The organism is Sphingomonas sp. AC449 (assembly GCF_979253475.1).
Genome location: NZ_CEEDCZ010000006.1, coordinates 22,418 through 35,967 on the forward strand (window position 1 = coordinate 22,418; position 13,550 = coordinate 35,967).

A 13,550-nucleotide genomic window follows, 5' to 3' on the forward strand; every position below is an offset into this window, starting at 1 on the left:
GCGCGAGCGGCACAGCCGCGGCGGCAGATTTAGGAGAGAGAACATGGCACGCATCGGATTCATCGGGCTCGGCAACATGGGCGGCGGGATGGCCGCGAACCTCGCGAAGAACGGCCATGACGTGCGCGCGTTCGACCTGAGCGCCGACGCGCTGGCCAAGGCGAAGGCGGCGGGCTGCCTGCCCGTCGACTCCGCCGCCGAGGCCGCGGACGGCGCCGAGGCGATCGTGACGATGCTCCCCGCGGGCAAGCACGTCGCCGAGGTGTATGATGCGCTGTTCGGCGTCGCGGCGCCGACCGCGATCCTGATCGACTGTTCGACGATCGACGTCGCGACCGCGAAACAGGTCGCCGACGCCGCGCAGGCCAAGGGGCTCGCCGCGGTCGATGCGCCCGTCTCGGGCGGGATCGGTGCGGCGAATGCGGGCACGCTGACCTTCATGGTCGGCGGTTCGGCGGCGGCGTTCGAGCACGCGCAGCCGATCCTCGCGGCGATGGGCAAGGCGGTGATCCATGCCGGCGTCAACGGCGCGGGACAGGCGGCGAAGATCTGCAACAACATGATCCTCGGCGCGACGATGATCGCGACGTGCGAGGCGTTCGTGCTCGCGGACAAGCTCGGGCTCGACGCGAAGGCGTTTTACGACATCGCCAGCGTCTCGTCGGGGCAGAGCTGGTCGATGACGAGCTATGCGCCGTTGCCGGGGATCGGCCCCGACACGCCCGCCGACCATGACTATCAGGGCGGGTTCGCCGCCGCGCTGATGCTCAAGGACCTGCGGCTCGCGATGGCGGCGGCGCAGGACGTCGGCGCCGACACGCCGATGGGCGCGAAGGCCGCCGAGCGCTACGAGGCGCTCGCCGCGGCCGGGCACGGCGGGCTCGACTTCTCCGCGATCATCCGCACGTTGCAGGGTAACGCCTAGCCCGGCGTGCGACGGACCGGCGGGAGCGCGTTGCAGATGTCCGCACCGCCCGCCGGCACCGTGAAGAAGGGCGGCGTCCGGTTCTCGCGCCCCGCGATCCAGGCGGTGAAGCGCGGATTGCGCGCCCCGCGGTACTGGAAATGCGGGCGGGTGGCGGCGGGAAGGTCGCTCGCCAGCCGTGCCGAGACGATCGGGCTGCGTTCGGCAGGCGTGGCGTAGAAGCCGAGATCCCCCGTACCGCGCGGCAGCGACGACAGCCACTCGATCCCGTCGACGACGCGCCCGACGACCGCGATGTTGCGGTCGAGCGCGCGCGGCGCATGCCCGATGACGGTGTAGAGCTCGGCGCCGCTGCCGACGCTCGGTGCCAGATCACGCGCGACGCCGACCATCCCGTAGCAATGCGGCAGCCACTGCCGCGCGCCCGATCCGGCGAGCGGCCAGCCATCCGCGCTGTATCCTGCCCATTGCGCATAGGGGTCGGACTTGGTGAGCCGTGCGACCGCGGTCGGCCCGGCCATGTCATATTCGGCGGCGATCCCGTCCGCGACGCCGGGGACGAGCGGCTTCTTCTCGGTCGCATCGCCCCATTGCGCGACATAATTGTCCTGCACGCGGTAGACGCTGGTCGCGGTGTCCCACCAGCGCGCGCGGGCGAGCGCGCGGATGTTGGCGACGTGCGCGGGCGCATAGGCGGGCGCGAGCCGGAGCGTGAAGCCGTGCCCGTTCGCCAGCGTGAAGACGAGGATCTCGTCATCGGGCACCGCGACCCAGTCGGCCGCGACCGGATCGGACGGCAGCGGCGGGGCAGGCGCCGGCGTTGGGGTGGCCTGGGCTAGGGCGGCGGCGAGAAGGGCGGCGGGGAGGGCGGTGATCATCGCTGTGAGACTGCCCGAGCGCGCCGCATCACGCAATCGCTTGCACCGCGGCCAAACCCGCTCTAGCAGGCGCGTTCCAGAGCAATGCGGAGCGGTGGCCGAGTGGTCGAAGGCGCTCGCCTGGAAAGTGAGTATACGTCAAAAGCGTATCGAGGGTTCGAATCCCTCCCGCTCCGCCACCTGCCCATACAAGCCATTGTAAAGTCTCGGAATTTCTGGCTGGGGTGGATGCTGCCCCACATATTGGCCAACATTTTGTTCGGGGTGTGATACCAATCCACCCAGCACCACCCGTTGCAATAGCTGCCGTTGTTTCGCACACTGGTTGGGGATGGAGTTACGAGCATGGTTGCTAAGACGTTGATTGAAGCGCTTACGAATTTCGACGCTAATGCTGTAATCGGTAAAGCTCTCGCGGCATCGGGCCCGAAGCTACTTAAATTAGCCGGTAGCGAAGTAAGAAAGACGCCAGAAAGACTGTCCGCCGCATTTGGAACTGGATTTTCTCACCATCTCCAGTCCACGTTCGATAGATGCTATCGAATAAAGACACTTATATACCGTGAAGAGCCAGTCCAATTATTGGCACAATATGTATCAATAAAATTAGGCTTAAAAAGTCGAAAGATCACTGATGATATATTGATATCAAGGCTGGAGGACTTTAAAAACATCATTGTTCAGGGCAGTGGTGGTTCTGGAAAAACTATGTTCATGAAGTATCTTGCCTTATGTCGATTTGAGAATCCCAAGGGGCGGATACCGATATTTGTTGAAATGAGATCGTTAGAGTTTTCGGATAGTAAGACAATCGAAGAGCTTGTGTATCAATACTCTACACCAAAAAATAGTAAAATATCATTTTCTCAATTTGAGTCTGCAATCTCAAGTGGTATGTTTATAATCATATTGGATGGTTTAGATGAGGTTGAACCGGACCACAGGGAGCGTGTCCATCGGCAAATTCTGAATCTACCAGTTAAATACCCCGAAAACATGTTAGTTGTTTCGTCTAGGGAAGACCCAAGTCTTGGTGGTTGGGGACCGTTCTATCTATTCAACGTCCTTCCTCTAGACAAGCGGCAAGTCACCGCCGTTGTTAAGAAGATCGACTTTGATCATGTTATCAAAGCAAAATTCTTGAAGGACTTAGCTAACCACCTTTATGATCAGCATAAAAGCTTCTTAACAAATCCGCTACTCGCAACAATCATGCTTTTAAGATACGATCAGTTTGCCAATTCTAGTGATAAAATCCATATATTCTACGATCAGGCTTTCGAGACTCTATTCTTTAAGCACGATCTGTCTAAAGGCGTATATGAGCGTAAGCGCTATACCAAGCTTACTGTAGATGAGTTTCGGGCAATATTTGCGGCCTTCTCTTTTAGTACTTATTCCAAAAACAAGTACGCTTTCTCAAGAACCGAAATAATATCATATATCGATAAAGCAATAAAGTACTGTGGTAGCTCAACGTCAGCATCTGCGGTATTGAAAGACTTAATTGAAAGCGTGTGCATAATACAAGAAGATGGTCTTGAGTTCACGTTTGTTCATAGATCATTCCAAGAGTACTTTGCCGCATTCTTTGTGGCGGAGTATAGGGGGATAAAGGTACAGGAATACGTTGATATTATAATGAACAGGGGGCAAACTGAAACGTCCGGACTGTTACTTAAAGAGATGGCGCCGAGCTTAGTGGAGCGAAATTGGACAGTTCCGGTTATGCAGCATGTCATGCAAGAACTCGGCAAACACGATCCAGCGACGAATCCGAGCTACTTCGTAAATCTAACGTGTGGAACGTTGTACTTTGATCGAGAAGGAAGGATTAATGGATTTGCTCTAAATCCGGTAGGGCATCAGTTGCTTTCTCTAAACCGCTATAACCAACGAGGTATGATCGCGTTCTTTAATACGGGACTCTTGTTTGAAAGTCGCGAAGAGTTAGTGGGCTTGCCATCACGTGTTGATCCTGAAAAGAAGCTGGATGCTCAACGTGTAGTAACAAGTATCACACATACTAGAACAGGGTTCGATTTCAGCGAAGACGATAACTACTGGATGGTACATACTAACGCACCGAAGTACCTGAAAAGTCTATGTACTAATGTAAAAAACTCATATCAAGAGTTAATTGATCGTGTTGCAGCCTACGACGCGGCAGACGAAGAACTGGTATAGACAATTACGGTATATACGGGAAAAACCCCGAAAACCGCACGCTATTCGCTAGAATGCCGTCAATATTCTAGGCCAATGCGGCGTAGAACTAATTTGTCTGGCCTTCCGCCGCTGCATACGTTGCGGTCCGGGTTCACCTAAAGTCTATCTATGACCCGTTTAATCTGTGCCGCGGTCCATTCGCCACCGCGCGCCGTAGTAATACCTTGGGCGTTGAGTGTGGCAGCTATTTGTCTTAGCGATACGGCCCCGTTGCTCTTCGCCTGTTCGACCGAGACAAGAGCGTCACGCGCGCGTTGATCTGCCATCGCAGTACGAACCTTAGCGCTCGCGGCCGCTGCCGCCTTGGAGGGCAGCGTGTGGCCTCGTAGACCTCCTAGAGCCACCCCTCTAGTCTTCGCTGCGGCTAGCGCGGCCTTTGTTCGAGTTGATATCGCTTCGCGCTCCTGTTGGGCCACCAGCGCCATTACCCCAACCGTGAAGGAATTCGCGCCCGGCATATCTGCCGCTACGAACGACGTCCCAGCGTTTTGCAGTTGCATAAGGAACGCGGCGTCACGTGATAGCCGGTCAAGCTTTGCTACTATGAGCGTTGCGCCCATTGCCCTGCATAGCCGTAGCGCTTCCTGTAGCTGTGGGCGATTGTCCGAGCGCTTACCGGATTCGATTTCAACGACCTCACCTACGAGGTCCCACGATCCGCCGTTTAAAAACGTGCGAACGGCAAACTGTTGAGCTTCGAAGCCAAGGCCGCTGCGACCCTGCTTAGCTGTACTAACTCTATAATACGCTACGTACTTGGCGGTCACCATGCGAGTCGTTCCATTTGCTTCAACGTTCGTTGTAGCTAATGTAACAGGGTGGCTGGTTGGCGCAAGGTTCGTTGTCAAGCGGGTGCATTACGTCGAGGGCGGGGGGGTGTGGGCTATGGACGTGGCAGCGGTCCGTTTAGTCCGTGATAAGGGGATCGGTCCTAGCGGCATAGCTAAGCGCCTCGGCATCGGTCCAGCGAGCGTCTGCCGGACACTTTCGGTGGAATTAAGAGCGTCGGACTGATGCCTCGGCAAGTCTATCAACAGCGATATCATCCTCTTTGATATCACAGAGAGGATCGCGACCAATCCACTTTTCGGCACAAGCAGGATCAACCAGCTTTTGTTGATCAGTAGCGGGCCTGACTACGAGTGTACCGGTTGATGCGTTATCTTTGGGGGCGCTTAACAAATCAGGATCATTAAATAAGAAGCTTAGTTGCTCATCGTTTAAATGAACAAGACCCCTGATAGGACTTGTGTGAATGGCGACTTTAGGGAACAGTATGAGGGACCGATTGCCGTCAGGGCGTAATACCTCTACCGGTACATTTTTAAACGGAAACCTATCCGTAACGTAGAACTGAAACCGGCGGGGTTGGTCATCGCGAGGCTTTCCAACCGTGACGAACATCCCGATTTCGTTGAAAGGTGGTTTGCGATCGCGCGCACGCTGCCTAAGTTCAACGAGTGTTGCCTTACAGTCCTTGTTATCTTGAACGGTGCAGCCGTCTAAAACCTTTGCTTGTTCCATTGCTTTTTTTAAATCTGCGGTATTTATCCCAGTTACGCCAGCGAGAGCATCAACAAGGCGAAGGCTGTCCGTGCTATAATAACTCTTTTCAGCAAGAACATCGGCAAACACGGATGGATTTCTCTTGATCGCCTGCTCTAGTTTCTCCTGCTGTGTTTGGGAAGCAAAGGAGTAAACCAGCCATCCGGTTGCAAATAAAAACATCATTAGACCAGTTATTAGTAATAGCCAAAATCGATGACGAACTTTTGTCATTCGCTCTTCTAGAGTCGCCTTTACAAGCTCGTACCGCTGTTGCGGGTCCAAACCGTCGATATCTACCTTTCCTATGTCGAGGCCAACTTCCAGGACCTTTATCGCTTCGACTCTGTCGCGAGCCGGGACCCGGCCAAGGGCATGAAGTTTATTAAGGCCGTTACCAATTACGCCGGATATGCTTCGCGCGTAGATAGCGGCAATGACTAAGACTACACCACCAACCGCCGGCACAAGTGGCAGAACTTTTTCAACGCCGTAAAGCTGTACCATATCAAATACCTAGCCGGTTATTATAATGCTAGTTGGTAATGTGGCCCGTCTATAAATGCCTTTTTACCAAGAGCAGTGCGTCGTTTCACATAATCGTGAACGGCGTCCTCAAGACCGGCTGGTGTGCCACTAATTTGCTCGAATGGCGTGTCCCAAACTCCGCCCCATGTAAGCGGAACGCCTATATGAATAGCAGCATGATGTACGGCCGCAGCCACCTTGTAAACCGGGCCCCATTCCCATCTTAAATTGCCGTTTATGTAAGGCACCAGATCAATCGCGTGCCCAAAGCCATCCGCCTGGACAAGATGCTTGGAATCAAGGGTCTTGGAGGCGCCAGCGGCTACGAGTTTTTGTTGCTCAACGATCGTTCGGACGCCATCGTGAACGGCAAAGTCTTGCTCGCTTAGTGCGATTGCCATATTTGCGATAGCAACGAGCTGGGGGTGGACCCCCTGTAAATTAACTTTTGAGTTCACGCCAAAGCCATATGGCATCGTATCGCCCTTTCGACTCGAAAAGAACGCCTTACTAATCTGGGAGACGATGATCGTTTCGAAGAGAAACGGCAATCGATCTTTATTGCGATCCTAATCGTCGCGCTTGACCCGTCGATGATATTGACTAGCTCTAAAATCGTCGAAGTCCAAATAGAATGGTCAACCATCCTTACGTATCTATCCAGTCAATAAAGTTTGGGGATTCGTATGCTCACAGTACAGCTCTTAAGCTCGCAGATGTAACTTGATCAGAATTGATTAATATTCCCGCTTTGAAATAATCTAAAAGCTAAGAAGAAAGTAAACTGGTAATCCTGTGTGCCCGGTTATGCGAGCCGCTAAACCGGATGTTAGGTGGCTAACAACGTGTCCCGGAGGTATTGCGCTCGTTGGCAGCGCTTCTACATAATAGGCGAATTACAATCGATTTTAAGCTGCATACAGCAGCAAGGGGCGGGATAAGGTACGTCGCCCTATTTCCCGCCCCTATCGGCGTCGGCTGGTACCCGGCTGGCCCTGTAAATCGGAAACTGCCGACGCCTGTCGTCCAACTGGTACCGCTGCAACGCCCCGCTTTCTTACTTTGCCTTGATTACCGGTCGGACGCCGACGTGATTGTAAAAGGCATCTGACAGTACCCGCGTTGCCAAGTCCTGTGCAGACACCGGTACGCGGATAGAGTCATGAACTGGCAGCGCAGGAACACCGTATCGCATGGCTAACGTGTGGACGGCATCGCTCACCGCGCAGCTTTCGACATATTGCAGGTCGCCCCACCGGATTTCGCTGGTAGGCCAATCGACCAGCTCGGGTAACGCGGCCAGCATCAACAGATGCGTTTGCCCGATAGGATGATCCTTCTGTAGGTCACCCGTACCGTATTCCGGCGTTCGATACTCGTCGTATCGTTTCTTGTATTTGGCCTTGGTGTGTGGAGGCCAGCGGGTATGAAACCGATCATAGCCGAAGGTTATCACAACCCAGGTTTTAGCCACGCCGCGTGTCAGGCCACCAATGTCTGCATAAGCATCGGCCTGTGGATCGAACGGAACGCCCTTCAAAACGCGATAGATCGTCAAGAAGCTTGATCCGATATCGACCTCTACCGTCGCTTCGCCGTTGATGGTGATATCGGCGCGAAGGTCGCTCGCCATCTGCTGATAGCTGTCTTTGCCGGGGCTGTAGAGGCGACCGCCCTTGGTGAAGTCCTGTCCAATCGTGTCGCCTTGCCCGAAGATACGTTGAAAGTAGCGATGCTTGCCGTCACCGAGACCAAGCTCCTGCCGTGCCATGAATCTGTTGATATCATGAACCTGATCGGCCATCCGTTGAATGCCGGGAAGGTCCTTGTCTACCTTCATCGGCGTACCGGGCAGCTTATATCCTTTGAAGTAGTTTGTCTTCGACCGCTTTATCGCAGAGCATGACCGAAGAAGGATCGGGTGCGCTATCCTTGCAAGCCGTGGCGTCTGCCTAAAATGGGATGACCAATTACCGGGAGTGATTCCGTACCCAAGGGCCATTTCCAATAGGGAGGGCTTGGCACGGAACCGGGTAGCATCCCGTTCCTTGGTCCGGCCTTTCAGGCTACCACGATCGCCGCGGATAACCTCTAGAAGGTTCAGGCTTTCCATGGCGTCCATCACAGTCTTGAACGGCTTGTAACCGATTGCCATGCCGGTGAATGTGGGCAGCCCTGTTGACCGGTATCCGTAACGCTCAACGCCCTCGATCGCATTCGCAAATAGATCGCCAATCATTGATCCGACCGCTTGCCTAAACTCCATTGTTATTCTATATCTTTTGCCAGATTGTTCATGAACTATAAGCGATAGATATTCGGTGAATGCGGTGCTGTTAGACGAATAGGGTTCTGTATCAAGAGCCATGAACCGGTCTTCTTTTGGCGCCGCCGTAGCTGAATCTCGAACTCCTTGATTACCGTTTGGGCGCTCCTTACGCGTTACATTTAAATATTGATTAGTCATTATAAAGTGAATAGTCCTTGTAATTAGGTTATAAAAGAGGGTGGTTGCATAGTAGTTACCGGTTTAGGTTGACGTAGTCCGGTCGTTTAAATGCGTTTAAGCATATTTAGGCGAAAAGTTAAATCGCCCGTTAAATTACAGGCCCTTTGATTTAAGGGCGTGGCGATATTAACAGTACAGGATTGATGACAATCCCGACTGCTGTGGAAGGCCGTACCATTTTCGATGGTTGGTTAGGCAGCTTAAATCGTAATGCTGCGAGAAAAACAAATCATCACAGTACTAAGTAAGCGTGTCGCCTTTGAGCTGCGTCGCTGGACAGCGGGATGCGTGTTTGCAGCCCCGTAGAAGCGCATGCCGCGCTATACTACTTGGACAGCTAAAGTCTTGAGCTTGCGCTTGGCGGGCCTCTTGCGGCAGCCCATTACCCCATTGGAAGGGTGGGGCTGCCGAAGGTCTTGTTGGACAAGTCGGTTAATCGAAAAGGTGATCAACCTCGGCATCACTAAGGGGGCGATCGTTCCGCTTGGCACGGACAATGAACCGATCAATCATTCCCGTAGCTCCGGCCTCATCAACGGCGTTGCTGATAGCGGCGTCGATCATGTCCAAGTCCTTGCCGTCAAGGCCAGTCCAGCCGTTGCCACCTTCGGTCGTTAGCTCGCGAGCGGTTGTCACAACGAGGACTCCGCTCCCGCGCAACGCCCCAAGCTTACGGGTCCAAACAAGTTGTATGTCCTGCACAGGTTGGGGCTTGCCGAGTTCGACCGGCAGTCCATTTTGGATGGCAGAGAGTAGCTGTTGCATGTCGCTCATTAAATCATGCCTCCCGCTGACAATGGGCGGTCCGCGATCCATTGGTTAATTGCTGCTTCGCTCCAAGCGACGGCGCGCACCCCGATTCGTAGGGGGCGGGGGAATAGGTTCTTTGACATGTAGTTGTAGAGGGTGGAGCGGCTAAGTCCCACGCGGTCGATGACTTGTTGACGTCGTAACAGTTTATTCATTTTGTGGCTGGCCTCCTTTGCCAGTCAGACCCTTTTAGAGGGTCCGTGACCGAAGGAAACAGCTAGTAACTGCGCCTAGTGGCTCCTTTACTGTGGGCGGGTTAGTAAGGAGAATTTGTAGGCGAGCTGTTAATTCAACTTGGGCTGAACACGGTCCAACTTAAGATTCGCTTTCCGCGCAGCAATTACCCCCGTTTTAAATAATCCGACCAATCGCTCATGAGCGCCCGTCGCTTCTCGAAAAGGTCCGAGCGGGCATATGCTGCCTCGGCCTTGTCCTTGATAACGTGGGCTAGGGCGAACTCGATAACCTCGCGGGGGTGGTGCGTTTGCTCGCCAGCCCAATCTCTGAAAGAGGACCGGAAGCCGTGCGGCACGGCGGCTATTCCAAGGTCCTTCATTAGCTTGGATAGCGTCATGTCGGACAGGGGTTTCTTGTCCTTCGTGCCGGGGAACACGTAGTCGTCGCTTTCGCGCTTCAATGTCTTCGCATCCGCAAGGATCGCAAGGCACCGCGGCGGCAAGGGGATGCGATGGGGCTTCTTCGCCTTCATGCGCGCCGCAGGTATCGTCCAAGTTGCATTCTCTAAGTCGAACTCGCCCCACACGGCCTCGCGTGTCTCCCCTGACCGCGTGGCAGTAAGCACAAGGAACTCGAAGGCGAGTTTGGTAGCCAATCCAGCCTCGCTCGCCGCCACCTCGCCGATAGCGGTCTCTACGGCGTCGTATGGCAGCGCTTCCCTATGCTTGACCTTGGACCGGTCATGCTTAGGCAAAGCCTTTCCAATAGCGTCTGCCGGGTTGTCCGTTCGCCAACCGTTTGCCATCGCCCATTTGAAAACCGACCCTACGCGCTGCTTAACCCGACGCGCGGTTTCAGGGTGGGAATTCCAGATAGGGGACAGCGCCGCAAGCACGTCGGCGCTTCCTACGGTATCAATGCGCTTCGATCCGAAGAAGGGAAACACATAAGTTGTCAGTGTATTGATCCACTGGTCGCCGTGCTTATCATTACGCCAATTAGGCTTCGATAGTTCGTGAACCTTCTCGGCGGTGGCCTTGAACGTTAGGACCTCCATAGAGCGCTTTTTAGCGGCAAGAGGGTCGCCACCTGCCCGGGCAAGCTTTCGGTTCTCTAGGGCCTTCTCACGGGCATCTGCGAGGCTGACAAGCGACAGAGGGCCGATTCCTAGGTCCCGACGCTTACCCTCTATGACAATCCGTTGTATCCACCGCTTGGCTCCCGAAGGATCGACTTTCAGATAAAGGCCATTGCCGTCGCCATGAAGGCCGGGGAGATTCAATGACCGAACCGTCTGCGCTGATAGGCGCTTTTCTTTATGTTGCCCGGTGGGCTTGATACCGCTCATGTGTCCAACATAGCGACCAACATAAACTTTAGGAATAAGGCGGTTCTTGTTGGAACATAACGGACGCCATTACCGAGATAAGCCATTGATAACGCGGTATTATACGGATTTCTTTGGAACGGATTGGACTATGTAATGGCGGCCTCCCGCTCCGCCACCACCCGCTGCAGACACATCTTGCCGGACTCCGCTTCAGGTTGCGCACGCGCAGGTGAGGCATCGCGCGAGTAAATTACCGCTGATGATCGGAACATGCAGTTGCAGGCTGAGGCCATCGCAAGACCGTGCGCGCTGGCCAAAGGTCTCCGCGCGTCAAGCCGGTCCCGAGCTTGAACGGGCGATAAAGGTATAGGGCACCTGAACCGATCGCGCGGCGCGGTCGTCGGCCTGTCTGTACGAGGGGTCGGTCAGGATATCGATCGCCGCGCTTGCTAGGACGGCGTTGGGCTGGTGGATGGTCGTCAGCTGAGGCCATGCCATCCGCGAAATCGGCGCATCGTCGAAGCCGACGACGGACAGCGCCCCGGGGACTGCGATGTTTCTCCGCGCGGCGCTGACCAGAACGCCCAGCGCCATCTCGTCATTGGCGGCAAACACGGCGCTGGGAGGGTCGTCGGTCGACAGGATCGCGTCGCCGGCCGCCATGCCCGACCGGAAGCTGAAGTCACCGCTCTGGACCCAGTCATCCCTGATGCGGATCCCCGCGCACCGCATCGCGTCGCTGAAGCCCGCGAGCCTTTTGCCCGCCGCATCGTGTGACGCTATGCCCTGAACAAACGCAATGTCGCGGTGCCCGAGCGCGATGAGATGATCGGTCATATCGCGCGCGGCCTGATAATCGTCGATGTGGATCACCGCGGCAGACGTGTCGGTTCGCGATGCATTCAGCTTCACCACCGGGATGCCGCGCTGATCGAGCAGATCGGTGAGCTCCGCCCAATCGCAGATCGGCGGGGTGAGAATGACCCCGGCGAGTTGCAGGGCTTGCACCATGCGCGATACCTCGTCGAGCGCGCCCGAGCCGCCGCGGTCGATCCGTTCGACGATGAGGTGATAGCCATGATGGCGACAGCGGGCCATCGCGCCGATCTGGACGTCTGCCGCATATCCCGATGCCGGATCGTCGAAGAACAACCCGATGAGGTAGGATCGCGAACTCGACAGGCTGCGGGCGTAGGCGTTCGGGCGATAGTCGAGTTCCGCGACGACGCGCAGGACATGATCGCGTACCGCCGGGCGGACATGCGCCTCCGCATTCATCACGCGCGAAACGGTCTTGGGCGACACGCCTGCAGCGCGCGCGACATCCTTGATCGTGACCGGCGGCGTCATCCGATCACAAAGCCCATGTTCGCTGCCGCCACCACGCGAACGCCGCGATGACGATGTAGCATGCGCCCGGGAGCATGAAGGACATCGTCAGGCCGACCGCGTCCGCGACAACGCCGGTCAGCAACGGGATGATCGCGCCGCCGACGACCACCATGCACAACAGCATCGAGGCATAGGTCGCGGTGGAATGATCATCGGGCAGCGAGAGCGCAAAGATCGTCGGATACATGATCGCGTTGCACAGCCCGACTGCGAGCAGCGCCGCGGCGGCCACCGGCCCGTGCAGGCCGATCGCCATCGCCACGAGCGCGACGGCGGCGATCGCGCAGCCGAGCAGCATCGTCGGCGCGCCGTAGCGGGTCAGATAGCGCGCGCCCACCAATCGGCCGACCAGTGCCCCTGTCCAGTACAGACCGACGAGTTGCCCCGCCGCGACGGGCGACACGTTCAGGATGCCGGGCATCGCCAGATATTCGACGAGCAGCGTGCCGATCGTGACCTCGGCACCGACATAGGCGAACATCGCGCCGCCACCCGCCAGCAATCGCCGGTTCGACAGCACGCCGACGATCCCCGAGAGCGGCACGCGACGCGGGCTCGAGGATGCGCGCAGCAGATCGCGTCGGCCGATAAAGGCGGCGGCCAGCGCAAGCGCGACCAGCGCGACCGCAAGGAACGGCAGAACGACGCGTATGTGCTCGGCCAGCGCGCCGGGCCGTTGCCGACCCGTCCCGAGCAGCAGCGTCGATCCCGCCAGCGACGCAAGCACGGTACCAAGCGAGTTGAAGCCTTGCAGCAAGGTCAGTCGCGAGACGGCGCGGCGTACCGGTTCGACCACGGGGACGACGATGTTGGCGGCGATCTGCAGAAAGGTAACGCCGCCCGCGAGCGCGAGGAGCGCGAGCAGAACCATCGTGTAGCCGAGCGACCCGAGCGATACGGCCAGCAGACCGCATCCGAGCGCGATGACGACCAGCCCGGCTGCGATGCTGCGCATGTAGCCGAACTTCACGACCAGCGCGGTGATCGGCACGGCAAAGAGGAGATAGCTCGAATGGAACGCCGACTGGACCAGCAGCGAGCGCGTGTGGTTCAGCCCTTCGATCATCCGCAACCGGGGGACGAGCAGCCCGACGAGCGAGTTGAGGAAGCCGCCGAGGAAATAGACGCCGATACAGAGCCGGAACAGCAGCGTCGCGCGCTGTTCGCTGGGCGTGGGCGCAAGGGGCATGCTGATGGTGGTCACGCCTCATCCTAGCAAGGCGGCGC

12 protein-coding genes and 1 tRNA gene are annotated in these 13,550 nt (G+C 56.6%); 3 read left to right on the top strand and 10 right to left on the bottom strand.

The features are described 5' to 3' along the window. Positions 1-43: 43 nt before the first annotated feature. Entirely contained in the window at positions 44-925 is an 882-nt protein-coding gene (gene mmsB, locus AC0CH3_RS11565; RefSeq protein WP_465237912.1) for a 3-hydroxyisobutyrate dehydrogenase, read from the top strand. Here the strand turns inward: mmsB and AC0CH3_RS11570 are convergent. After that, entirely contained in the window at positions 922-1,803 is an 882-nt protein-coding gene (locus tag AC0CH3_RS11570; RefSeq protein WP_354303777.1) for a peptidylprolyl isomerase, read from the bottom strand. The two genes, mmsB and AC0CH3_RS11570, sit on opposite strands and share 4 nt — an antisense overlap. 88 nt (positions 1,804-1,891) lie before the next feature. On the opposite strand from AC0CH3_RS11570, the gene AC0CH3_RS11575 reads away from it, so the two are divergent. Together AC0CH3_RS11575 and AC0CH3_RS11580 are read left to right on the top strand one after the other, a co-directional pair. Then, positions 1,892-1,982: transfer RNA gene (locus AC0CH3_RS11575), tRNA-Ser, on the top strand. Between the two features lie 166 nt (positions 1,983-2,148). After that, on the top strand, positions 2,149-3,990 hold the full coding sequence (locus AC0CH3_RS11580; RefSeq protein ID WP_465237913.1) for an NACHT domain-containing protein: 1,842 nt from the start codon (positions 2,149-2,151) through the stop codon (positions 3,988-3,990). A 137-nt stretch (positions 3,991-4,127) separates the two neighbouring features. Here the strand turns inward: AC0CH3_RS11580 and AC0CH3_RS11585 are convergent, their stop codons facing one another. The 9 genes from AC0CH3_RS11585 to AC0CH3_RS11625 form a co-directional block, all read right to left on the bottom strand. Continuing rightward, on the bottom strand, positions 4,128-4,802 hold the full coding sequence (locus tag AC0CH3_RS11585; protein ID WP_465237914.1) for a recombinase family protein: 675 nt from the start codon (positions 4,800-4,802) through the stop codon (positions 4,128-4,130). 226 nt (positions 4,803-5,028) lie between these two features. Next, positions 5,029-6,084, bottom strand: a complete 1,056-nt coding sequence (locus AC0CH3_RS11590; protein ID WP_465237915.1) for a hypothetical protein — start codon at positions 6,082-6,084, stop codon at positions 5,029-5,031. 20 nt (positions 6,085-6,104) lie between these two features. After that, entirely contained in the window at positions 6,105-6,656 is a 552-nt protein-coding gene (locus AC0CH3_RS11595; protein ID WP_465237916.1) for a M15 family metallopeptidase, read from the bottom strand. A gap of 506 nt (positions 6,657-7,162) precedes the next feature. Next, complete coding sequence (locus AC0CH3_RS11600; RefSeq protein ID WP_465237917.1) at positions 7,163-8,473, bottom strand: hypothetical protein; 1,311 nt, start codon at positions 8,471-8,473, stop codon at positions 7,163-7,165. Between the two features lie 573 nt (positions 8,474-9,046). Beyond that, positions 9,047-9,388 carry a hypothetical protein gene (locus tag AC0CH3_RS11605; RefSeq protein ID WP_465237918.1) on the bottom strand — a complete coding sequence of 114 codons (342 nt, stop codon included), beginning with the start codon at positions 9,386-9,388 and terminating at the stop codon, positions 9,047-9,049. Beyond that, on the bottom strand, positions 9,388-9,579 hold the full coding sequence (locus tag AC0CH3_RS11610; protein WP_414711876.1) for a helix-turn-helix transcriptional regulator: 192 nt from the start codon (positions 9,577-9,579) through the stop codon (positions 9,388-9,390). Before AC0CH3_RS11610 ends, AC0CH3_RS11605 begins: the two co-directional genes overlap by 1 nt. Before the next feature lie 185 nt (positions 9,580-9,764). Then, positions 9,765-10,949 carry a tyrosine-type recombinase/integrase gene (locus tag AC0CH3_RS11615; protein ID WP_465237919.1) on the bottom strand — a complete coding sequence of 395 codons (1,185 nt, stop codon included), beginning with the start codon at positions 10,947-10,949 and terminating at the stop codon, positions 9,765-9,767. A 312-nt stretch (positions 10,950-11,261) separates the two neighbouring features. After that, positions 11,262-12,281, bottom strand: a complete 1,020-nt coding sequence (locus AC0CH3_RS11620) for a LacI family DNA-binding transcriptional regulator (protein ID WP_354303801.1) — start codon at positions 12,279-12,281, stop codon at positions 11,262-11,264. A 4-nt stretch (positions 12,282-12,285) separates the two neighbouring features. Next, the gene (locus AC0CH3_RS11625) at positions 12,286-13,527 is read right to left on the bottom strand and encodes an MFS transporter (RefSeq protein ID WP_354303803.1); all 1,242 of its coding nucleotides are present in this window, start codon (positions 13,525-13,527) and stop codon (positions 12,286-12,288) included. Positions 13,528-13,550 lie beyond the last annotated feature (23 nt).

What these genes read in the sequence shown, in the direction of transcription:
- AC0CH3_RS11620 (WP_354303801.1), bottom strand. Translation starts at nt 12,281, where the DNA reads ATGACGCCGCCGGTCACGATCAAGGATGTCGCGCGCGCTGCAGGCGTG.
- AC0CH3_RS11610 (WP_414711876.1), bottom strand. Translation starts at nt 9,579, where the DNA reads ATGAATAAACTGTTACGACGTCAACAAGTCATCGACCGCGTGGGACTT.
- AC0CH3_RS11605 (WP_465237918.1), bottom strand. Translation starts at nt 9,388, where the DNA reads ATGAGCGACATGCAACAGCTACTCTCTGCCATCCAAAATGGACTGCCG.
- mmsB (WP_465237912.1), top strand. Translation starts at nt 44, where the DNA reads ATGGCACGCATCGGATTCATCGGGCTCGGCAACATGGGCGGCGGGATG.
- AC0CH3_RS11615 (WP_465237919.1), bottom strand. Translation starts at nt 10,949, where the DNA reads ATGAGCGGTATCAAGCCCACCGGGCAACATAAAGAAAAGCGCCTATCA.
- AC0CH3_RS11580 (WP_465237913.1), top strand. Translation starts at nt 2,149, where the DNA reads ATGGTTGCTAAGACGTTGATTGAAGCGCTTACGAATTTCGACGCTAAT.
- AC0CH3_RS11590 (WP_465237915.1), bottom strand. Translation starts at nt 6,084, where the DNA reads ATGGTACAGCTTTACGGCGTTGAAAAAGTTCTGCCACTTGTGCCGGCG.
- AC0CH3_RS11585 (WP_465237914.1), bottom strand. Translation starts at nt 4,802, where the DNA reads ATGGTGACCGCCAAGTACGTAGCGTATTATAGAGTTAGTACAGCTAAG.
- AC0CH3_RS11570 (WP_354303777.1), bottom strand. Translation starts at nt 1,803, where the DNA reads ATGATCACCGCCCTCCCCGCCGCCCTTCTCGCCGCCGCCCTAGCCCAG.
- AC0CH3_RS11600 (WP_465237917.1), bottom strand. Translation starts at nt 8,473, where the DNA reads ATGGCTCTTGATACAGAACCCTATTCGTCTAACAGCACCGCATTCACC.